The following is a 21,220-nucleotide window of genomic DNA, read 5'->3' as shown; positions in this document are numbered from 1 at the left end:
CGGAAAGCGGTGGGGAAAACGGGGATAGGCGGCGCGCTCAGCCGCCGATGTACGACATTTCGACGCGCTTGCCGTCGCCGTGGGGCGCGACGTCGCCGGCCGCGCTGCCGCGCAACTGCGAATAGCGGTCGGTGCGGGCCTGCCAGATCCGGGCAATCGCAGTCGCGATCTCGGCGTCGCTTGCGCCGCCGCGCACCAGCGCGCGCAGATCGTGGCCTGCCGACGCGAACAGGCACAGGTACAGCTTGCCTTCGGTCGACAGCCGCGCGCGCGTGCAGTCGCCGCAGAATGCCTGCGTGACGCTCGAGATCACGCCGATCTCGCCGCTGCCGTCCGCATAGCCCCAGCGCTGCGCGGTTTCGGCCGCCGTGTGTGCCTCGAGCGGCACCAGCGGGAATCGTTCGGCGACCCGTGCGATGACGTCCGCGGACGGCAGCACTTCGGTCATGTTCCAGCCGTTCGACGTGCCGACATCCATGTATTCGATGAAGCGCAGGATCACGCCGGTGCCGCGGAAGCGCTCGGCCATCGGCAGGATCTCGGCGTCGTTGGTGCCGCGCTTCACGACCATGTTGACCTTCACCGGCGCGAGGCCCGCGGCCTGTGCGGCGAAGATGCCGTCGAGGACGTCGGCGCTCGCGAAGTCGGCGTCGTTCATGCGTTTGAACAGCGTGTCGTCGAGTGCGTCGAGGCTGACCGTCACGCGCGTGAGCCCGGCATCCTTCAGCGCGCGCGCCTTGCGGGCGAGGAGCGAACCGTTGGTCGTCAGCGTCAGGTCGAGCGGGCGACCGTCGTGGGTGGTCAGGCGCGCGAGGCGCTCGATCAGGAATTCGAGGTTCTTGCGCAGCAGCGGCTCGCCGCCCGTGATGCGAATCTTTTCGACGCCATGTGCGACGAAGAGCCGCGCCACGCGCTCGATCTCTTCGTGCGTGAGCAGCGCGCTGTGCGGGAGAAACGGGTAGTCCTTGTCGAACACGTCGCGCGGCATGCAGTACACGCAGCGGAAGTTGCAGCGATCCGTCACCGAAATGCGCAGATCGCGCAGCGGTCTGGCGAACGTGTCGGCCAGGGCGCCGTCAGGGGTGTGCGCGACGCCGGAGATATCCGGCATCCCGCTGACATCGGCGAGAGGAATGATGCGTCGGGACATGTTGGAAGAGGTGCGAGCCAGAGTTCTATTTTAGCCGCAAGCGGCCGGACGGGCCGGTGGGCGGAAACCCGCAGCGCGGAAATGAAAAAGCCCGCCGGAGCGGCGGGCTCGGCGGGCTTTTTCTGGTCAAGCGCTGCGCCGCTTAGCGGTGCGACGTTTCGACCTGCTGCATCGGGGTCGAGTCGACCGGCGGCAGCGACTTGCGCTCGCGCGGCACGCGCGCTGCACGCGGCAGGCGCGACGCGGCGTCCTGCGCAGCGCGGAACTTGTCGGCGTCCGTGTTCACCCACACGAGGCCAGCCTGTTCCAGCACGGCATCGAGGCTCGCCGAAGCGGGCGCCGCCGCCGGTTGCGCGGTCGGAGCGGGAGCCGGTGCGGCAACTGCTTCGACCGGCGCGGCTTCGACCGGCGCGGCTTCGACATGAGCCGGTTCGACCGGTGCCGCTTCGACATGGACCTGAGCGACAGACGCCGGTTCGACCGCTGCCGGAGCAACTTCGGCCGCTACGACCGGTGGCGGTGCGGGCTGCTCGACGGGCGCGGACTGCTGCGCTTCGACGGCAGCCGGTGCGGCCGGCACTTCGAACGCGTCGGTCGGCGAAACCGCGACCGGAGCCGGGCCGGCTTCCTCGGCGGCGGCCGGTGCGACCGGTGCCGGTTCGGCGGCCTGGGCGACCACGGCGGGCTCGACCGGAGCGACCGGCGTCGCTTCGACGCGAACCGGCGCCGGTTGCGGCTCGACCGCGGCCGGTGCGGCCGGTTCGGCACGCTGCTCGACCGCTGCGTCGGCAACGGCGGCGCCTGCTGCGGCGACGGCTGCCACGGCGGCCGGTGCGGCCGCATGGGTCGGCTCGATCGCGGGCGACGCTTCCGTCGTCACGGCCTGCTCGGCGGCTTCGCCGTGCATACCCTGGTCGACGACTGCGCCTTCGTCCTCGCGCTCGCGGCGACCGCCACGGCGGCCGCGGCGGCGGCGGCGACGTTCCTCGCCGTCACGTGCGCCGGCTTCCGCATCGGCAGTGACATCGGCGCCCGGCAGCGCGTTGACGGCTGCTTCGTCGGCTTCCGATTCCGGGTGGTTCTCGCCACGGGTGACGGTTTCCAGCGTGGCCGCATGCTGCGTCGGCTTGCGGCGTTCGCCGCGCTCGCGACGCTCGCCACGTTCCTGGCGCTCGCCACGACCGGCTGCTTCGGCGGCTTCCGGCTGCTCCACGCGTTCGCGCGGCTCGCGGTTCTCGCGCGGTTCACGCGGTTCGCGGTTTTCACGCGGCTCGCGCGGTTCGCGGCCTTCACGCGGGCCACGGCCCTCGCGACCTTCGCGGTTTTCACGCGGTTCGCGAGCTTCGCGCGGTTCGCGACCCTCACGCGGTTCACGGCCCTCGCGCGGTTCACGGCCCTCGCGCGGTTCACGGCCTTCGCGCGGTTCACGCGACTCGCGTACTTCCTTGCCTTCGCGTTCCGGGCGTTGCGGCTGGCCGCGGCCTGCTGCAGCCTGGTCGCGACCGCCCTGAGCCTGCTGGGTGCCGCCGCGACGGTTGCGGTTGCGATCGCCGCCGCGCTGGTCCGACTTCTCGGTCCGCTCGCGGGCCGGGCGGGCAGCCTGTTCCTTCACCGGTGCCGGTGCGACCGGCGCGGGGGCCGGAGCCGGCGACATGCCGAACAGACCCTTCAGCCAGCCGATGAAGCCGCCGCTTGCCACGGCGACCGGTGCGGGCGCCGGTGCCGGGGCCGCAACCGGCTCGGCCGGGCGCTGGGGTGCCGGGCTCGGAGCCGGGCGCTCGGGCGTGATGCCCTTGACCGCGGCTTCCTGCTTCGGCTTCACGTCGGCTGCGCGCTTGCTGTAGCCGGTTTCCGACTCCAGTTCGCGGGCGGCTTCCTCGGCCATCTTCCAGGACGCGCGCGGATCGTCGAGGCGTGCGTCGTCATGGCGCAGGCGCTCGAGCTTGTAGTGCGGCGTATCGAGGTGCTTGTTCGGGATCAGCACGATGCCGACCTTGAAGCGCGACTCGATCTTGTTGATTTCCTGACGCTTTTCGTTGAGCAGGAAGGCGGTCACCTCGACCGGCACCTGGCAGTGGATCGCCGCGGTGTTTTCCTTCATCGCTTCTTCCTGAATGATCCGCAGGACCTGCAGCGCGGACGATTCGGTGTCGCGGATGTGGCCGGTGCCGTTACAGCGCGGGCACGTCACGTGGCTGCCTTCCGACAGGGCCGGACGCAGGCGCTGGCGCGACAGTTCCATCAGGCCGAAGCGGGAGATCTTGCCCATCTGCACGCGGGCGCGGTCGTGCTTGAGCGCGTCCTTCAGGCGTTGCTCGACTTCGCGCTGGCTCTTGGCCGACTCCATGTCGATGAAGTCGATCACGATCAGGCCGCCGAGGTCGCGCAGGCGCAGCTGGCGGGCCACTTCGTCCGCCGCTTCGAGGTTCGTGCGGGTGGCCGTTTCCTCGATGTCCGCGCCCTTGGTCGCGCGCGCCGAGTTCACGTCGATCGCGACGAGCGCTTCGGTGTGGTCGATCACGATCGCGCCGCCCGACGGCAGCGGCACCGTACGCGAGTACGCGGTTTCGATCTGGTGCTCGATCTGGAAGCGCGAGAAGAGCGGCACGTCGTCGTGGTAGCGCTTCACCTTCGACACGTTGTCCGGCATCACGATGTCCATGAACGCACGGGCCTGATCGTAGATCTCGGTCGTGTCGATCAGGATTTCGCCGATATCGGGCTGGAAATAGTCCCGGATCGCGCGGATCACGAGGCTCGATTCCAGATAGATCAGCATCGGCTGGCCGGAATTACCGCTTTGCGACGCCGCTTCGATCGCGCGCCACAGTTGCAGCAGGTAGTTCAGGTCCCACTGCAGTTCCTCGGCGCTGCGGCCGATGCCCGCGGTACGGGCGATCATGCTCATGCCGTCGGGAATCTGCAGCTGCGCCATGGTTTCGCGCAGTTCCTGGCGTTCGTCGCCTTCGATCCGGCGCGACACGCCGCCGCCGCGCGGGTTGTTCGGCATCAGCACCAGATAGCGGCCGGCGAGCGAAATGAACGTCGTAAGGGCGGCGCCCTTGTTGCCGCGTTCTTCCTTCTCGACCTGGACGATCAGCTCCTGACCTTCGCGCAGCGCATCCTGAATGCGCGCGGAGCGCATGTCGATGCCTTCCTTGAAGTACTGGCGGGCGACTTCCTTGAACGGCAGGAAGCCGTGGCGGTCTTCGCCGTAGTTGACGAAGCACGCTTCGAGCGATGGCTCGATGCGGGTCACGACACCTTTGTAGATATTGCCTTTGCGCTGTTCGCGCCCGGCTGTTTCGATGTCGATGTCGATGAGCTTTTGCCCATCGACGATGGCGACGCGCAGCTCCTCCTGCTGCGTCGCATTGAACAGCATGCGTTTCATGAACGACTCCAGGCGACTCTGCTGCCGGCGCCCCGCGGTTGTCAGTCGCGACGGCGGAGACGGCGGCAGGCCGCACCTTGTTGTGTTGTCACAAGCACGCTGGAGCGGGAAGGATGGCGGGGAGAATTGCCTGAAGAGGCGCTTGGGCCCGAAACACGGGGCCGGCGGCCATAGGGCACCTGCGAACACGGCTTCAAAGCACGGCGTCCACACACCGCACGCTGCACAAGCGCGCTAAGCCTGATACCGGCATTGCCACGGGGCGCGCGCAATGCGTCGCGCGCGCCGACGGGCGGCAGATGCTGCGGCTCGGGCCGCAGCGGGGAGTATCGAATCCTGCCCGACTTTCCCGCCTGGGGTGTACTTCCCTGGTTTGACGTCGCCAAGCCCCGCACGCTTCCGCGGGGCCAAATCGGGCGCAACGCCGTAATTTTCGCAACCGGCAGCCTGCGGACGCACTTCGCGCCGTCGGGCTACCGATCAAATTCTTTTCAACCAACTTTCCGTTACCGCGGCGCGTTGCCGACCGAATCCGCCTGTGGGCGCGATCCTTGCCGACGGGCTGCGCCGTGCGTGCAACTTGCTGCGTCTCTTTGATTAGGGGTGAGCAGCAGACCCCCGGCGCAAGTAAAATAACGGTTTCCGCTTGCGCCTTGCCCGACTCGGTCGGGGCCGGCCTGTCAGGCCACCCTCAACGTCCGGCTGGGCAAAATTATATTCAGTATGAATGAGTTAGGCAAAATATCCCAGAATTCAGTCGCAAGCGGCCAGGTATCGATGATCGAGATCGACGAAAACGCGGCCGGTCAGCGGATCGATAACTTCCTGTTGCGCGTCTGTAAAGGCGTGCCCAAGAGCCATATTTACCGAATCCTGCGCAGCGGGGAAGTTCGGGTAAACAAGGGTCGGGTCGATGCGCAGTATCGTCTCGCGTTCGGCGACGTCGTCCGCGTGCCCCCCGTGCGGGTGGCGGCCGCCGACCTCGCGCGCGCCGACACGCCGATCGTGCCGCCCGCGCAGTTCGACGTGCTGTACGAGGACGACGCGATGCTCGTCATCAACAAGCCGGCCGGTGTCGCGGTGCACGGCGGCAGCGGCGTCGCGTTCGGCGTGATCGAGCAGATGCGCCAGGCGCGCCCGCGCGCGAAATTCCTCGAACTCGTGCACCGGCTCGACCGCGAGACGTCCGGGATCCTGATGCTCGCCAAGAAGCGCACCGCGCTCGTCGGCCTGCACGAACAGATCCGCGAAAACCGGATGGACAAGCGCTACTTCGCGTGCGGACACGGCGAATGGCAGCCCGACTGGGGCCGCCGCCGCGCGGTGAAGGCGCCGCTGTTCAAGTATTCGACGCCGGAGGGCGAGCGGCGCGTGCGCGTCCAGGACGACGGCCTGCCGTCGCACACCGTATTCAACCTGCTCGACAGCTGGCCGGACTACGTGCTGGTCGAGGCGGAACTCAAAACGGGTCGGACCCATCAGATTCGTGTGCATCTCGCGCATCTCGGCCTGCCGATCGCCGGCGACGCCAAGTATGGCGATTTCGCACTGAACAAGGCGCTGGCGCGCGCGAACGCGCAGCCGTCGCTGAAACGGATGTTCCTGCATGCGCATCGTCTGCGGCTGGCTCACCCGCTGACCGGCGAGGCGCTGCAGTTCGACGCGCCGCTGCCGGACGAATGCCGGCGCTTTCTCGATCAACTCAGCGCTCTGCGCGATACCGCCTGAATCGCATGGCCCGACAGCAATTTGATCTGATCGTCTTCGACTGGGACGGCACGCTGATGGATTCGACTGCGCACATCGCGCACAGCATCCAGGCCGCCTGCCGCGATCTCGGTCTGCCCAAGCCCTCGGACGAGGCGTCCCGTTACGTGATCGGTCTCGGCCTGCGCGATGCATTGCAGATTACCGCTCCGACCCTCGATCCGTCCGACTATCCGCGGCTCGCCGAGCGCTATCGGTATCACTATCTGCTCGACGACCAGCACATCGAGCTGTTCGCCGGCGTGCGCGAACTGCTCGCCGAGCTGCGCGACACGGGCTACCTGCTCGCGGTCGCGACCGGCAAGGGCCGGGTCGGGCTGAACCGCGTGCTCGACCAGTCGAAACTGACGAGCGTGTTCGATGCGACGCGCTGCGCGGACGAGACGTTCTCGAAGCCGCATCCGGCGATGCTGCACGAGCTGACGCGTGAACTGGGGCAGGATCTCGGCCGCACAGTGATGATCGGCGACACGACGCACGACCTGCAGATGGCCGCGAGCGCCGGTGCCGCGGGCATCGGCGTTTCGTACGGCGCGCACACGGCCGACGCGCTGGCTGCGCTGACGCCGCGTTTCGTCGCGCCGGACGTCGTCTCGCTGGCGGCGTGGCTGCGGGAGCACGCATGAGCACGGCGCTCGACGCCGTGCGCGTGTGTGCATCCGATGCGCTGACCGACGGCGGCGCCGGCGTGCGTGTCGATGCGACGCTGCGCGGCGAGCAGGCAGTCGTATTTTTCGTGCGCTACGACGGCCGCGCGTACGGCTACCTGAACCGCTGCGCGCACGTGCCGATGGAGCTCGACTGGGCGGAAGGGCAGTTCTTCGAGTCGTCGGGCCTCTATCTGATGTGTGCGACGCACGGCGCGATCTATGCGCCGGACACCGGCAAGTGCGTCGGCGGCCCGTGCCGCGGCGGCCGGCTGCGGCCGGTCGAGGTCGACGAGCGCGACACGCCGGACGGGCGTGCGGTATTCTGGGTGCCCGATGCGGACCTGTATCCCGCCGCGCCGGTTCCTCCCGCCACGACCGACTGACCACGACACTGCATGGCCGACCAACCGAATTCCCCTGATTCCTCGTCCCGTCCCGACAGCCGCGAACCGAGCTGGGAGCGCGCCGCGCTCGAGCGGATCGCGCTCGCGGCCGTGAAGGAACAGCGCGCGGCGCGACGCTGGAAGATTTTCTTCCGCTTCGCGTTCCTCGGTGTATTCGTGCTGTTCGCGTTTGCGCTGATCAATTTCTCGAGCGACTCGAAGTTTGCGTCGAGCGGGCGGCACACGGCGCTCGTGACGATCGACGGCGAGATCGCGGCCGGCACCAACGCGAACGCCGACGACATCAATACCGCGCTCGATGCGGCGTTCGACGACGACAGCACGGCTGGCGTCGTGCTGCGGATCAACAGCCCGGGCGGCAGCCCGGTGCAGGCCGGCATGGTCTACGACGAGATCCGCCGGCTGCGCGCGAAGTATCCGAGCAAGCCGCTGTATGTCGTGGTGACCGACATGTGCGCATCGGGCGGCTATTACATTGCGTCGGCGGCCGACAAGATTTTCGTCGACAAGGCGAGCATCGTCGGCTCGATCGGCGTGCTGATGGACGGTTTCGGCTTCACGGGCCTGATGGGCAAGCTCGGCGTCGACCGGCGCCTGCATACGTCGGGCGAAAACAAGGGTTTCTACGATCCGTTCTCGCCCGAGACGCCGAAGATGGACGCGCATGCACAGCAACTGCTCGACCAGGTCCATGCGCAGTTCATCAAGGCCGTGAAGGATGGCCGCGGCAAGCGGCTGCATGAAACGCCCGACATGTTCTCGGGGCTGTTCTGGACCGGCGAGAAGAGCGTTGAACTCGGGCTCGCGGACGGCTACGGCACGACGGACACGGTCGCGCGCGACGTGCTGAAGGCGCCGGACCTCGTCGACTACACGGTGAAGGAAAGCCTGACGAACCGCGTCGCGCGCAAGTTCGGCGCGGCCGTCGGCGGTGCCGCGATGAAGGCGCTCACCGCGGGCGGCACGTCGTTCAGCCTGCGCTGACCGGGAGCGGCACACGGGGCAGTGCGCCCCGCGGCGTGCCGCCGCCTTCCCGCGTTAGTTTGCAAGCAGCAGGAAGATCGCAGGGCGCTTGTGCAGATTCGGCGCAGGCGCCTTTTTCCAGTCCGCCACCGAGCGGCTGGCGATCGTCTCCGTCTCGAGGGTCAGATCGGCTGCGACGCAGATCTGCGTGGACGGTGCGCACGTCGCGACGAGCGTGTCCAGCATCGCGTGGTTCCGGTACGGCGTCTCGATGAAGATCTGCGTCTGGCGCGCCTTGCGCGACAGCTGTTCCAGCTCGCGCAGACGTTTCGCGCGCGCGGCCGCATCGACCGGCAGATAGCCGTTGAACGCGAAACTCTGGCCGTTCAGGCCCGATGCCATCAGTGCGAGCAGGATCGAACTCGGCCCGACGAGCGGCACGACCTTCACGCCGCGCTCGTGCGCGCGGCGCACCAGCAGCGCGCCGGGATCGGCCACGGCCGGGCAGCCGGCCTCGGACACGAGCCCCGCGTCCGCACCGGCCAGTATCGGCGCGAGCAGCCGGTCGATCTCGCCGCCCGGCGTGTTGACATTCAGCTCGCGGATCTCGATTTCCTGGATCGGCCGCGTCGTGCCGATCTTCTTCAGGAACGCGCGGGTCGTTTTCGCGTTTTCGCCGATGTAATAGCCGAGCGTGCCGGCGCGGGCCTGCACGGCTGCGGGCAGCACGGCGGCGAGCATCGATTCGTCGCCTTCGCCAAGGGTATTCGGGACGAGGTAGAGCGTGCCGGCGGTCATGCGCGGTCTCCATGGGTGGCGAACAACGGATAGCCCGCGGCGCGCAGCATTCGCGTGAGCGCGATCAGCGGCAGGCCGACGAGTGCGGTGGGATCGTCGGAGTCGATCGCGTCGAGCAGCGCGATGCCGAGCCCTTCGGATTTTGCGCTGCCGGCGACGTCGTATGGCGTTTCCGCGCGGAGATACGCGTCGAGTTCGGCTTCGGGCAGCGAGCGAAAGCGCACGTGCGTGACGACGTCCTCGGTTTGCGTGTCGCCGGTGCGGCTGTCGTACAGGCTGAGCGCGCTATGGAACTCGACGTCGCGGCCCTGCATCGACAGCAGTTGCGAGAGCGCGCGCTCATGCGTGCCGGGCTTGCCGATCTGCCGCCCGTCGAACGTTGCGACCTGGTCCGACCCGATCACGAGCACGCCGTCCGGCGCATCGATCGTCGCGGCGACGGCGCGCGCCTTTGCGCCGGCGAGGCGCAACGCGGTCGCGGCCGGCGTCTCGCCGGCGAGCGGGGTTTCGTCGAGATCGGGCGATATGACGTCGAACGGCACGCCGAGGCGCTCGAGGAGTGCGCGGCGGTATCGGGAACTGGAGGCGAGAATCAGCCGCGGCGGGCGGCAAACGGTATCCGGCATGGTCGGTTGGGTCGGTGAGTCGTCAGGTGTGGCGCGGCGTTGCGCGGACGCAAGCTTAAGTGATTGACCGTAAAAGGTAAAACAGGTATGCTTTCCCGCTTTTCGTCGGCAGGCTTTCGTTGTGGTGGCGCCTGCCGGGTCTTCGGAAGTAAAGTACGCGGAAGTACAGTACGAAGCGTGGTACGAAGCGTGCGCGGCGGTATCGCCCGTACGTGAGCCGTGCCAAGTGAGCGGTGCCAAGCCGGATCCGCAAGTCAGCCTGTAGGCAGGAGCGCATATGAACACTTCTTCTGGCAAACCTGCGGCATCGCTTGATCCGCACGTGGTCGACCTGTTCGAATTCGCCCGCAGCGGCCGGCAGGCAGCAGGCGCGGTGCGTCTTTCGCAACTGCCGCGCATGTTAAACGAAGTGCCGGTGGACGCGCCAGATCGCGACACGGTCTTCACGTGGCAGGCCGAAGGGTTTACCCAGAAGGAGTTGCAGGACGACGGCGCCGATGGGCAGCAGCCGTATCTGCGCCTCGCGGTGCACGGCCATGCGTGGCTCACGTGCCAGCGCTGCATGACCCCGTACGACCAGACGTTCGACGTCGACATGACGTACCGGGTCGTCGCGACCGAAGAAGAAGCTGAAGAATTTCCGCTCGACGACGATGAAGCCGATGTGATCGTGGGCTCTCGCCAGTTCGATCTCGTCGACTTGATCGAAGAGGAATTGCTGCTTTCGTTGCCGCTCGTGCCCAAGCACGAGGTTTGCCCGGCAGTTCACGAAAGCCTCGTGTCGGGTGCGAGCGGTCCTTTGGAAGACGCGGACGATGAGTCCGAGGAAGCCGGGGACGAAGGCAAACGGCCGAATCCGTTCGCAGCGCTGGAAGCGTTGAAGAAGGACGGCGACGGCAACAAGAAACACTAAGCAGTTGTGGCGCGGGAAGGCGTAAGGGCTTTGGGCCAGGGTAGTTAAGCGCCGGATCGGGCTGTGTTAGAATCCGGAAAATTATTTAGGAGTTAGTCATGGCAGTCCAGCAAAACAAGAAGTCGCCGTCGAAGCGCGGCATGCATCGTTCGCACGATTTCCTGACGGCAGCGCCGCTGGCAGTCGAGCCGAGCACGGGTGAAGTGCATCTGCGTCACCACGTCAGCCCGAACGGCTACTATCGCGGCAAGAAAGTCGTCAAGACGAAGAACGACTAAGCGTCAAGTCACGCGTTGCGCGCTACGCTCGCCGTTCGCGTGACAACTGGTTCGCTTGACACTTTCCTGGCGCAACAAAAAGGCGGCATTCAACTGCCGCTTTTTTGTGCCTGAAATTCGTCGCATTCCATGACCGTAAAGCTCACAATCGATTGCATGGGAGGCGACCACGGCCCGTCCGTGACCGTTCCCGCGGCAGTCAAGTTCGTCCGCGCGCATCCCGATGCGCACCTGATGCTCGTCGGCATCGAAAGCGCGATCCGCGCTCAGCTGAAAAAGCTCAAAGCCCTCGACGATCCGGCGCTGACCATCGTGCCCGCCACCGAAGTCGTGGCCATGGACGACCCTGTCGAAGTGGCGCTGCGCAAGAAGAAGGATTCTTCGATGCGTGTCGCGCTCAACCACGTCAAGGAAGGCGCGGCCCAGGCCTGTATCTCCGCCGGCAATACCGGCGCGCTGATGGCCGTTTCCCGTTATGTGCTCAAGACGCTGCCCGGCATCGAGCGGCCCGCGATCGCGTTCGCTTTGCCGAACCCGACCGGCTACACGATGATGCTGGACCTCGGCGCGAACGTCGACTGCGAGCCGCAGCACCTGCTGCAGTTCGCGGAGATGGGGCATGCGCTCGTCGCCGCGCTCGAGGGCAAGGAGCGTCCGACGATCGGCCTGCTGAACATCGGCGAAGAGGTCATCAAGGGCAACGAGACGATCAAGCGCGCGGGCGAGTTGCTGCGCGCCAGCACGCTGAATTTCCGCGGCAACGTGGAAGGCAACGACATCTATAAGGGCACGGTCGACGTGATCGTCTGCGACGGCTTCGTCGGCAACGTCGCGCTGAAGACGTCGGAGGGGCTCGCGCAGATGCTGTCCGACATCATCCGCGAGGAATTCGGCCGGTCGCTGATGTCGAAGTTCATGGCGCTGCTCGCGCTGCCGGTGCTGATGCGTTTCAAGAAGCGCGTCGACCATCGCCAGTACAACGGCGCGGCGCTCCTGGGGCTGAAGAGTCTCGTGATCAAAAGCCACGGTTCGGCCGATGCCTACGCGTTTGAGTGGGCGATCAAACGCGGGTATGATGCCGTCAAAAACGGCGTGCTGGAGCGCCTCACGCGCGCGATGGCGGACAATTCGGTGTCGCTCGACGACGGCGAACACAACGCGGGCAGCGCGGGCCAGGCGAGCCCGGCAGCAGGCCATCACGCTGAACCTTCCGCTGCGCAATCCTCTAAAGCATAAATGGCCCAATCGACTCTCTATTCCCGCGTGCTCGGCACGGGCAGCTATCTGCCGCCCGACCGCGTCACGAACCAGCAACTCGCCGATCGTCTCGCGAAGGAAGGCATCGAGACGAGCGATGAGTGGATCGTCGCGCGCACCGGCATCCATGCGCGCCATTTCGCCGCAGCGGACGTCACGACGAGCGATCTCGCGCTCGAAGCGGCACGCCGCGCGATCGAGGCGGCCGACATCGATGCGCAGTCGATCGACCTGATCATCGTCGCGACTTCGACCCCCGATTTCGTGTTTCCGAGCACGGCCTGCCTGCTGCAGAACAAGCTCGGGATCAAGAACGGCGGCGCGGCATTCGACGTGCAGGCCGTGTGCTCGGGCTTCGCCTATGCGATGGCGACGGCCGACAGCTTCATCCGCAGCGGCCAGCATCGTACGGCGCTCGTGATCGGCGCGGAGACGTTCTCGCGCATTCTCGACTTCAAGGACCGCACGACCTGCGTGCTGTTCGGCGACGGCGCGGGCGCGGTGATCCTGTCCGCATCGGAAGAGCCCGGCGTGCTCGGCAGCGCATTGCACGCCGACGGCAGCTATTCGCACATTCTCTGCACCCCGGGCAACGTCAATCGCGGCGTGATCGACGGCAGCGCGTTCCTGTACATGGACGGGCAGGCCGTGTTCAAGCTCGCGGTCAACGTGCTCGAGAAGGTCGCGATCGAGGCGCTCGCCAAGGCGAATCTCGCACCCGAGCAAGTCGACTGGCTGATTCCGCACCAGGCCAACATCCGCATCATGACCAGCACCTGCCGCAAGCTCGGCCTGCCGCAGGAGCGCATGGTCGTGACGGTCGATCAGCACGGCAATACGTCGGCTGCATCGATCCCGCTGGCGCTCGATACGGCGGTGCGCGACGGCCGCATCCAGCGCGGTCAGCACGTGCTGATCGAAGGCGTCGGCGGCGGCTTCACCTGGGGCGCATCGGTCTTCCGCTTCTGATCCGCAGCGCGCGTGTGCTGCGCGCGGATCCCGAACCGGCGCGCCGTTCGCGCGCGCCGTCCAAATCGATTCAATTGGGGACGATATGAAATTTGCATTCGTTTTTCCGGGGCAGGGCTCGCAGGCGGTCGGCATGCTCAACGCATTCGCCGATCTGGCCGTCGTGCGCGAGACGCTCCAGGAAGCATCCGATGCACTCAATCAGGATCTCGGCAAGCTGATCGCCGAAGGTCCGGCCGACGAACTCAATCTGACGACCAACACGCAGCCCGTGATGCTGACGGCCGCGTACGCGTGCTATCGCGCATGGCAGCAGGCCGGCGGCCCGGCGCCGTCGATCGTCGCGGGTCACAGCCTCGGCGAATACACGGCGCTCGTCGCGGCCGGCGCGATCGCGTTCAAGGACGCGGTGCCGCTGGTGCGCTTCCGTGCGCAGGCCATGCAGACGGCCGTGCCGGTCGGCCAGGGTGGCATGGCCGCGATCCTCGGCCTCGACGACGACGCGGTACGCGCGGTATGTGCGAAAGCCGCCGAAGCGGGCGTGGTCGAAGCGGTGAACTTCAACGCGCCGGCGCAAGTCGTGATCGCGGGCGCGAAGGCGGCCGTCGAGAAGGCCTGCGAGATCGCGAAGGCGAAGGGCGCGAAGCGCGCGCTGCCGCTGCCGGTGTCGGCGCCGTTCCATTCGTCGCTGCTCAAGCCGGCGTCGGATCAACTGCGCGACTATCTCGCGAACGTCGACGTGAAGGCGCCGCAGATTCCGGTCGTCAACAACATCGACGTCGCGGTGGTCAGCGATCCGGCCGCGATCAAGGACGCGCTCGTGCGGCAGGCCGCGGGCCCGGTGCGCTGGGTCGAGTGCGTGCAGCACATCGCGGGCACCGGCGTCACGCACGTGATCGAATGCGGTCCGGGCAAGGTGCTGGCAGGGCTGACCAAGCGCATCGACGGCAACCTGGTCGGCGCATCGGTGTTCGATCCGGCGTCGCTCGAAGAAGCGCTCAAGCTGGCGACCGCCTGACGCGGCGCCTTTCCTCAAGAGACGGATATTCGATTCATGGAAAAGACTCTCGATAAACAGGTCGCGATCGTGACCGGCGCATCGCGCGGCATCGGCCGGGCGATCGCGATCGAACTGGCGCGCCTGGGCGCGACGGTGATCGGCACGGCGACGAGCGAATCGGGCGCTGCCGCGATTACCGCCGGGTTCGCGGAAGCGGGCGTGACGGGCCGCGGCGCGGTGCTGAACGTCAACGACGCGGCGGCAGCCGAGGCGCTGATCGACGCGACCGTGAAGGAATTCGGCGCGCTCCACGTGCTCGTCAACAACGCCGGGATCACGCAGGACCAGCTCGCGATGCGGATGAAGGACGAGGACTGGGACGCAGTGATCGACACCAACCTGAAGTCGGTGTTCCGCCTGTCGCGCGCGGTGCTGCGCCCGATGATGAAGGCGCGTGGCGGCCGCATCATCAACATCACGTCGGTGGTCGGCTCGGCCGGCAACCCGGGCCAGGCCAACTACGCGGCCGCGAAGGCCGGTGTCGCGGGCATGACGCGTGCGCTCGCGCGAGAAATCGGCAGCCGCGGCATCACGGTGAACTGCGTCGCGCCGGGCTTCATCGACACCGACATGACGAAGACGCTGCCGGAAGAACAGCAAGCCGCGCTCAAGACCCAGATTCCGCTCGGCCGCCTCGGCAGCCCGGAGGACATCGCCCATGCCGTCGCGTTCCTCGCATCGCCGCAAGCCGGTTACATCACCGGCACGACGCTGCACGTGAACGGCGGCATGTACATGTCGTAACGGTTTTCGTTTACCATCCGCGCCGTATCCCGTTTTTCAGGCGGACCGGCGCTTGATCGACCATCAAGCCAACGCGCGTTTTGGCGTCAGCAAACCTGATAAAATGCGCGCACTTGTAAATCTGAACTTTCCCTCGGAGGGGTAATGGACAACATCGAACAACGTGTCAAGAAGATCGTCGCTGAGCAACTGGGCGTCGCTGAAGCCGAGATCAAGAACGAAGCTTCGTTCGTGAACGACCTGGGCGCCGATTCGCTCGACACGGTCGAACTGGTGATGGCTCTGGAAGACGAGTTCGGCATGGAAATCCCGGACGAAGAAGCAGAGAAGATCACGACGGTCCAGCAAGCGATCGACTACGCTCGCGCAAACGTCAAGGCGTAAGCGCGCTTCGCGCTCGTCTGCCACGTCGCCGCGATCTTCGCGTTTGACGCGCCATCCTGCCGGCAACCGCGCCGGACGGACTAACAGCCACAGGGCTCGCAGGGCTGGTTCCTGCGGCCACTGTGGCTTTTGTTTTTGTCATCCAATGGAAAAGAGGTTACCGTGAGCCGCCGTCGTGTTGTCGTTACAGGCCTGGGGCTGATTTCGCCCGTTGGCAATAATGTTGCCGACGGCTGGGCCAATCTCGTCGCCGGCAAGTCCGGCATCGCCACCGTCACGAAGTTCGATGCGTCGAACCTCGCGTGCCATTTCGCGGGCGAAGTGAAGGGTTTCAGCGCCGAGGAATACATTCCGGCGAAGGAAGCCCGCAACATGGATACGTTCATCCATTACGGCATCGCAGCCGGCGTCCAGGCAATCCGCGACAGCGGGCTGGAAGTGACCGAAGCCAATGCGGAACGCATCGGTGTGCTGGTCGGCTCCGGCATCGGCGGCTTGCCGATGATCGAAGATACGCACCAGACCTACGTCGATCGCGGTGCGCGCCGGATTTCGCCGTTCTTCGTGCCGGGTTCGATCATCAACATGATCTCGGGTCACCTGAGCATCATGTTCGGCCTGAAAGGCCCGAACCTCGGGACCGTGACGGCCTGCACGACCGGCCTGCACAGCATCGGTCTCGCTGCGCGGCTGATCCAGGCCGGCGACGCCGATGTGATGGTCGCGGGCGGTGCCGAATCGACGGTGTCGCCGCTCGGCATCGGCGGGTTCGCGGCAGCGCGTGCGTTGTCGACCCGCAATGACGATCCGGCGACGGCGTCTCGTCCGTGGGACAAGGATCGCGACGGCTTCGTGCTCGGCGAAGGCTCGGGCGTGATGGTGCTGGAAGAGTACGAGGCGGCGAAGGCGCGCGGCGCGAAGATCTATGCGGAAGTTTCGGGCTTCGGCATGACGGGCGACGCGTACCACATGACCGCGCCGAACATGGACGGCCCGCGCCGCTGCATGGTCGCGGCACTGCGCGACGCCGGCGTGAACCCCGACGAAGTCCAGTACCTGAACGCGCACGGCACGTCGACGCCGCTCGGCGACAAGAACGAGTCCGACGCGGTGAAGGCGGCCTTCGGCGAGCACGCGTACAAGATGGTCGTCAACTCGACGAAGTCGATGACGGGTCACCTGCTGGGTGGCGCGGGCGGCCTGGAGTCGGTGTTCACGGTGCTGGCGCTGCACAACAACGTGTCGCCGCCGACCATCAACATCTTCAACCAGGACCCGGAGTGCGATCTCGACTACTGCGCGAACACCGCGCGTGACATGAAGATCGACGTGGCCGTGAAGAACAACTTCGGCTTCGGCGGTACCAACGGCACGCTGGTGTTCAAGCGCGTCTGAAGCAGAATCGCTTGACGAGTCCATTCGATGCTCCGGCTGGGCGTCCGCAGCGTTTCGCGCTGCGGGCCTCGGCCGTGTCGTATGTCGTGCTGGCCGCGTTCGTCGCGGCGGCTGTCGCGTCCGCGTACCTGTTCTGGGCGCCGCGGGCGGGGGCTGCCGCAGGCGCTTGCGTGTCCGCGGCGACGGCCGCGCTGCTTGCCGTGTGTGCCGCGCGGGCCTGCGCCCGTCGGCTGCCGGCCGAGGTGCGGATCGATGCATTCGGGGAGATTGCGGCCTTTGGCCGCAGCGGGCGGCTGCTTGCGCGCGGGCGCGTCACGGGCCATGCGCACTGGAGCAGCCTGCTGCTCGTGCTGTCGGTCGGGCAGGGTGCCCGCCGCGCACGGCCGCTGCTGATTCCGGCCGATGCGCTCGACGCCGCGTCGTTCAGCGCGCTGTCCGTGCTGGCGCGAACCGCGGGCACGGCGGGGCGGGCATGACGGCGGCGCAGTTACCGACCGTAACCAGCGCCCGGCGCCGGAACGCTACAATAGCGCTCCGCGTTGCATCCCTAGTTAACGGATTTGTCAGGTGAGTGAAAAAGAAATCGATCAGGCTCTGGTCGAGCGCGTACAGAGAGGCGACAAGGCGGCGTTCGAACTCCTGGTCTCCAAATACCACCGCAAGATCATTCGGCTGATCTCGCGCCTCGTGCGGGATCCCGCCGAGGTCGAGGATGTGGCCCAGGATGCGTTCATCAAGGCGTATCGTGCGCTGCCGCAATTTCGCGGCGAGTCGGCGTTTTACACGTGGTTGTACCGGATTGCCGTCAATACTGCGAAGAACTACCTTGCGACGCAAGGCCGTCGGGCGCCGACGTCGACCGAGGCCGATGCAGAGGAAGCGGAAACTTTCTCCGACGCAGACCAACTAAGGGATATCAACACGCCTGAGTCGATGTTGATGAGCAAGCAGATTGCCGAGACGGTCAACGCTGCAATGGCTCTCTTGCCCGAAGAACTGCGCCAGGCGATTACGCTGCGCGAGATCGAGGGCTTGAGCTACGAAGAGATCGCGGAAATGATGGGCTGTCCGATCGGAACGGTCCGGTCGCGCATCTTCCGGGCACGCGAGGCAATCGCTGCGAAATTGCGTCCGCTGCTCGATACGCCCGAAGGCAAGCGCTGGTAAGCGCGATGGGTGGATCGACGCGGGTCGGGGTCTAGTTACGGATAGAGTCGTGGAATCACGACGGGGTGTGTGCAAGATGGGGAGCATCATGGGGTCGGTCAATACGCAGTCGCAGGCGTGCTCGCGCGGCGAGCGCCTTTCCGCTCTGGTCGACGGTGAACTGTTCGACGGCCCGGATCATGGGCAGTTTCTGGCTGAGCTCGACCGCGCCGACCGCGCAGCGTGGGCCCATTACCACTTGATCGGCGATGCGCTGCGCTCGGACGAGCTCGCGCTGTCGCCCGCGCTGAGCGTCGCGTTCACCGCGCGCATGTCGGCCGCGCTCGAAAGGGAGCCGCACCTGCTCGCGCCGGCCGCCGCGCCGGTCGCCCGCACGCCGGTCGCCCGCAAGCTGCTGTCGCTGCGCCGGCGCGTCGTGCCCGCGTTCGCGGTGGCCGCCGCCGCAGCCACGCTGACGTGGATCGTCGTCCCGCAGATGCAGACGGCCGGTACGCCGGGCGCCGTCCAGGTCGCATCGGCAGGCGCACCGCAGGGCGGCAACCTGCAGCGCGTGACGGTTGCGCAGGCATCGACCCAGCCGGGCCTGCAGGACGTCAACATCATTCGCGACGCGAGCCTCGACCAATACCTTGAAGCGCACCAGCAATTCGCCCAGCAGCCCGTCGTCACGGGCTCGATGCCGCTGATCCGCGCTGCCGTGACCACCACGCCAGGCCAATAAACCCGATGCGGACATTGCAGTTGAATCACGCCATCTCCGGATGGAAGCGGCTGCCGGCCCTCCTGCTTTGCGCAGCCGCCCTGTTGTCCGTTCAATCCCTTCCTGCCAGCGCCCAGCAACCGGACGATCCCGTCGCGACCCGCAAGGGTGCGGCGGACTGGCTCGACCGCATCCAGCAGGCGGCGCAGCAGCAGAACTACGAGGGGACGTTCGTCTACCAGCGCGGCGGCTATGTGCAGTCGTCCCGGATCGCGCACGTGTCGTCGCGCGACGGCGAGTTCGAGCGCATCGAGACGCTCGACGGCAAGCCGCGCAAGGTCCTGCGGCATAACGACGAGCTCTACACGTTCGTGCCGGAGCGCAAGCTGTGCGTGGTCGAGCGCCGCCAGACGCGCGATTCGTTCCCCGCGCTGCTCGGCGCGAGCGGCGAACACGTGATGTCCGTCTACGACGCGAAATCGCTCGGCAAGGATCGCGTGGCAGGGATCGACGCGCAGGTCGTCGAGCTCGTGCCGAAGGACGCGTACCGCTTCACGTACAAGCTGTGGGCCGACGCGCGCACCGGGCTGTTGCTGCGTTCGCAGACGCTCGACGCGAGCGACCACGTGCTCGAGCAGATTGCATTCTCGCAAGTGCAGACGGGCGGCACGGCCGGCGACAAGTCGTCGATCGCCGCCGGCATCCGCAACCTCGGCGGCTGGACGGTCGTCCGTCCGCCGGTTGCGACGGTCGACATGGAAGCGCAGGGCTGGCAGATCGCACCGAACGTCGCCGGTTTCGCGAAGATCCGTGAAGTGCGCCGCCCGATGGCCGCGCGCGACGCCGGCGATCCGCCGATTCCGGTGGATCAGGCCGTCTTTACCGACGGGCTTGCGACGATCTCCGTCTTCATCGAGCCGGCCGACAAAAATACGCGCAAGGAAGGCGCGGGCAGCACCGGCGCGACACACGTTCTCGTGAAGCGCCGCGGCGACTACTGGATCACCGTGCTCGGCGAAGTGCCGCCGGCTACGTTGCAGCAGTTCGCGTCTGCCATAGAATACAAGGCTTCCAAGTAACGCTTCGGCTTCCGACATGACGAAACTCACGCTGCGCAACTGGCTCGCGGCGGCAGCGCTGTGCGCCTGCCTGCCGCTCGTTCCGCATACCGCGGCCGCGGCCACGACGGCGGCACCCGCCGCCAGTCTTCCCGACTTCGCCGACCTGGTCGAAAAAGTAGGGCCGGCCGTCGTCAACATCCGGACCACCGCGAACGTGCCGGTGCCCGGCCAGCGCGGCGCGCTGCCGCCCGGGTTCGACAATGGCGACATGTCGGAATTCTTCCGGCGCTTCTTCGGCATTCCGCTGCCGCAGGCGCCCGGCGGCGGTGGCGACAGTTCGAAAAACGCGCCGGCGCCCGACAATCCGCCCGATACCGAACAGAACCGCGGCGTCGGCTCTGGCTTCATCGTGTCGGCGGACGGCTACGTGATGACCAATGCGCACGTCGTCGACGATGCGGACACGATCTACGTGACGCTGACCGACAAGCGCGAATTCAAGGCGAAGCTGATCGGCGTCGACGACCGCACGGACATCGCCGTCGTGAAGATCCAGGCGTCGAACCTGCCGATCGTCGCGATCGGCGATTCGAACAAGGTGCGCGTCGGCGAGTGGGTCGTCGCGATCGGTTCGCCGTTCGGCCTCGACAACACCGTGACGGCCGGCATCGTCAGCTCGAAGAGCCGCAACACCGGCGACTACCTGCCGTTCATCCAGACCGACGTCGCCGTGAACCCCGGCAACTCGGGCGGCCCGCTGATCAACATGCAGGGCGAAGTGATCGGCATCAACTCGCAGATCTACAGCCGTACGGGCGGCTTCATGGGCATTTCGTTCGCGATCCCGATCGACGAGGCGATGCGCGTGGCCGACCAGCTGAAGGCGACGGGCAAGGTCACGCGCGGCCGGATCGCGGTGGCGATCGGCGAGGTGACGAAGGACGTGGCCGATTCGATCGGGCTGCCGAAGGCCGAAGGCGCGCTGGTCAGCAGCGTCGAGCCGGGCGGTCCGGCCGACAAGGCGGGCATCCAGCCGGGCGACATCATCCTGAAGTTCAACGGCCGGCCGGTCGATACGGCGTCGGATCTGCCGCGCATGGTCGGCGACACGAAGCCGGGTACCAGAGCGACCGTCAGCGTGTGGCGGAAGGGGCAGGCGCGTGAGCTGCCGATCACGATCGCGGAGACGCCGGTGGAGACGACGGCGAAGGCCGAGCAGCGCAAGAACGCGCCGCAGAAGCCGCGCCAGACCAACTCGCTCGGCTTGACGGTCAGTGACATTTCCGCGGATCAGATGAAGTCGCTGAAGCTGAAGAACGGCGTGCAGATCGACGGCGTCGACGGCCCGGCAGCCCGTGCGGGCCTGCAGCGCGGCGACATCGTGCTGCGCGTCGGCGACACCGACATCGTGAGTGCGAAGCAGTTCGCCGAAGTGACCGCGCAGCTCGATCCGCAGAAGGCGGTCGCGGTGCTCGTGCGACGCGGCGACAACACGCAGTTCGTGCCGGTGCGGCCGCGCCCGACGCAGAAGTAACACGCC

21 protein-coding genes are annotated in these 21,220 nt (G+C 66.7%); 17 read left to right on the top strand and 4 right to left on the bottom strand.

The window, feature by feature from the left end:
* Positions 1-37: 37 nt before the first annotated feature.
* The gene (moaA, locus tag O1Q03_RS14150) at positions 38-1,150 is read right to left on the bottom strand and encodes a GTP 3',8-cyclase MoaA (protein WP_269504198.1); all 1,113 of its coding nucleotides are present in this window, start codon (positions 1,148-1,150) and stop codon (positions 38-40) included.
* A 142-nt stretch (positions 1,151-1,292) separates the two neighbouring features.
* A complete protein-coding gene (locus O1Q03_RS14145) occupies positions 1,293-4,544 on the bottom strand; it encodes an Rne/Rng family ribonuclease (protein WP_269504196.1) in 3,252 nt (1,083 codons plus the stop codon).
* Between the two features lie 723 nt (positions 4,545-5,267).
* Here O1Q03_RS14145 and O1Q03_RS14140 point away from each other — a divergent pair.
* The 4 genes from O1Q03_RS14140 to O1Q03_RS14125 are packed head-to-tail and all read left to right on the top strand — an operon-like array spanning position 5,268 to position 8,349.
* The gene (locus O1Q03_RS14140) at positions 5,268-6,272 is read left to right on the top strand and encodes an RluA family pseudouridine synthase (RefSeq protein WP_269504194.1); all 1,005 of its coding nucleotides are present in this window, start codon (positions 5,268-5,270) and stop codon (positions 6,270-6,272) included.
* Positions 6,273-6,277: 5 nt separating this feature from the next.
* A complete protein-coding gene (locus tag O1Q03_RS14135) occupies positions 6,278-6,937 on the top strand; it encodes an HAD-IA family hydrolase (protein WP_269504192.1) in 660 nt (219 codons plus the stop codon).
* On the top strand, positions 6,934-7,344 hold the full coding sequence (locus O1Q03_RS14130) for a Rieske (2Fe-2S) protein (RefSeq protein WP_269504190.1): 411 nt from the start codon (positions 6,934-6,936) through the stop codon (positions 7,342-7,344). Before O1Q03_RS14135 ends, O1Q03_RS14130 begins: the two co-directional genes overlap by 4 nt.
* A gap of 12 nt (positions 7,345-7,356) precedes the next feature.
* Positions 7,357-8,349, top strand: a complete 993-nt coding sequence (locus tag O1Q03_RS14125) for a S49 family peptidase (RefSeq protein ID WP_269504188.1) — start codon at positions 7,357-7,359, stop codon at positions 8,347-8,349.
* Positions 8,350-8,403: 54 nt separating this feature from the next.
* On the opposite strand, the gene O1Q03_RS14120 is transcribed toward O1Q03_RS14125, so the two are convergent.
* Together O1Q03_RS14120 and O1Q03_RS14115 are read right to left on the bottom strand one after the other, a co-directional pair.
* Positions 8,404-9,126: an SAM-dependent methyltransferase gene (locus tag O1Q03_RS14120; protein WP_269504187.1), complete on the bottom strand. Its 723-nt coding sequence runs from the start codon at positions 9,124-9,126 to the stop codon at positions 8,404-8,406.
* Positions 9,123-9,752, bottom strand: a complete 630-nt coding sequence (locus O1Q03_RS14115) for a Maf-like protein (protein ID WP_269504185.1) — start codon at positions 9,750-9,752, stop codon at positions 9,123-9,125. Before O1Q03_RS14115 ends, O1Q03_RS14120 begins: the two co-directional genes overlap by 4 nt.
* Positions 9,753-10,029: 277 nt before the next feature.
* Between O1Q03_RS14115 and O1Q03_RS14110 the strand changes: the two genes are divergently transcribed.
* The 13 genes from O1Q03_RS14110 (at position 10,030) to O1Q03_RS14050 (ending at position 21,214) form a co-directional block, all read left to right on the top strand.
* Positions 10,030-10,665, top strand: a complete 636-nt coding sequence (locus O1Q03_RS14110) for a YceD family protein (RefSeq protein WP_269504184.1) — start codon at positions 10,030-10,032, stop codon at positions 10,663-10,665.
* A gap of 98 nt (positions 10,666-10,763) precedes the next feature.
* On the top strand, positions 10,764-10,943 hold the full coding sequence (rpmF, locus tag O1Q03_RS14105; RefSeq protein WP_006051932.1) for a 50S ribosomal protein L32: 180 nt from the start codon (positions 10,764-10,766) through the stop codon (positions 10,941-10,943).
* Between the two features lie 129 nt (positions 10,944-11,072).
* A complete protein-coding gene (gene plsX, locus O1Q03_RS14100) occupies positions 11,073-12,179 on the top strand; it encodes a phosphate acyltransferase PlsX (RefSeq protein ID WP_269504183.1) in 1,107 nt (368 codons plus the stop codon).
* Positions 12,180-13,169: a beta-ketoacyl-ACP synthase III gene (locus O1Q03_RS14095; RefSeq protein WP_269504181.1), complete on the top strand. Its 990-nt coding sequence runs from the start codon at positions 12,180-12,182 to the stop codon at positions 13,167-13,169. It begins immediately after the preceding gene.
* 85 nt (positions 13,170-13,254) lie between these two features.
* Positions 13,255-14,187 (top strand): ACP S-malonyltransferase, encoded by a 933-nt coding sequence (fabD, locus tag O1Q03_RS14090; protein WP_269504180.1) that lies wholly within the window; start codon positions 13,255-13,257, stop codon positions 14,185-14,187.
* 36 nt (positions 14,188-14,223) lie between these two features.
* Entirely contained in the window at positions 14,224-14,973 is a 750-nt protein-coding gene (fabG, locus tag O1Q03_RS14085; protein ID WP_175721876.1) for a 3-oxoacyl-ACP reductase FabG, read from the top strand.
* Positions 14,974-15,117: 144 nt separating this feature from the next.
* On the top strand, positions 15,118-15,357 hold the full coding sequence (acpP, locus tag O1Q03_RS14080; protein WP_004197638.1) for an acyl carrier protein: 240 nt from the start codon (positions 15,118-15,120) through the stop codon (positions 15,355-15,357).
* A 162-nt stretch (positions 15,358-15,519) separates the two neighbouring features.
* Positions 15,520-16,752, top strand: coding sequence for a beta-ketoacyl-ACP synthase II (gene fabF / locus O1Q03_RS14075; protein WP_269504178.1), 1,233 nt, complete (start codon positions 15,520-15,522; stop codon positions 16,750-16,752).
* An 11-nt stretch (positions 16,753-16,763) separates the two neighbouring features.
* Entirely contained in the window at positions 16,764-17,228 is a 465-nt protein-coding gene (locus O1Q03_RS14070; RefSeq protein WP_269504177.1) for a hypothetical protein, read from the top strand.
* A 91-nt stretch (positions 17,229-17,319) separates the two neighbouring features.
* Entirely contained in the window at positions 17,320-17,919 is a 600-nt protein-coding gene (gene rpoE, locus O1Q03_RS14065) for an RNA polymerase sigma factor RpoE (protein ID WP_269504176.1), read from the top strand.
* An 88-nt stretch (positions 17,920-18,007) separates the two neighbouring features.
* Positions 18,008-18,640 carry a sigma-E factor negative regulatory protein gene (locus O1Q03_RS14060; RefSeq protein WP_269504255.1) on the top strand — a complete coding sequence of 211 codons (633 nt, stop codon included), beginning with the start codon at positions 18,008-18,010 and terminating at the stop codon, positions 18,638-18,640.
* Between the two features lie 5 nt (positions 18,641-18,645).
* The gene (locus O1Q03_RS14055) at positions 18,646-19,698 is read left to right on the top strand and encodes a MucB/RseB C-terminal domain-containing protein (protein WP_269504175.1); all 1,053 of its coding nucleotides are present in this window, start codon (positions 18,646-18,648) and stop codon (positions 19,696-19,698) included.
* A 16-nt stretch (positions 19,699-19,714) separates the two neighbouring features.
* The gene (locus O1Q03_RS14050) at positions 19,715-21,214 is read left to right on the top strand and encodes a DegQ family serine endoprotease (protein ID WP_269504174.1); all 1,500 of its coding nucleotides are present in this window, start codon (positions 19,715-19,717) and stop codon (positions 21,212-21,214) included.
* The last annotated feature ends 6 nt before the right edge of the window (positions 21,215-21,220 follow it).

The sequence above is a fragment of the Burkholderia sp. IMCC1007 genome (genome assembly GCF_027257875.1).
Classification (GTDB): Bacteria; Pseudomonadota; Gammaproteobacteria; order Burkholderiales; family Burkholderiaceae; genus Burkholderia.
This window is presented reverse-complemented; position numbering and strand designations above follow the sequence as displayed.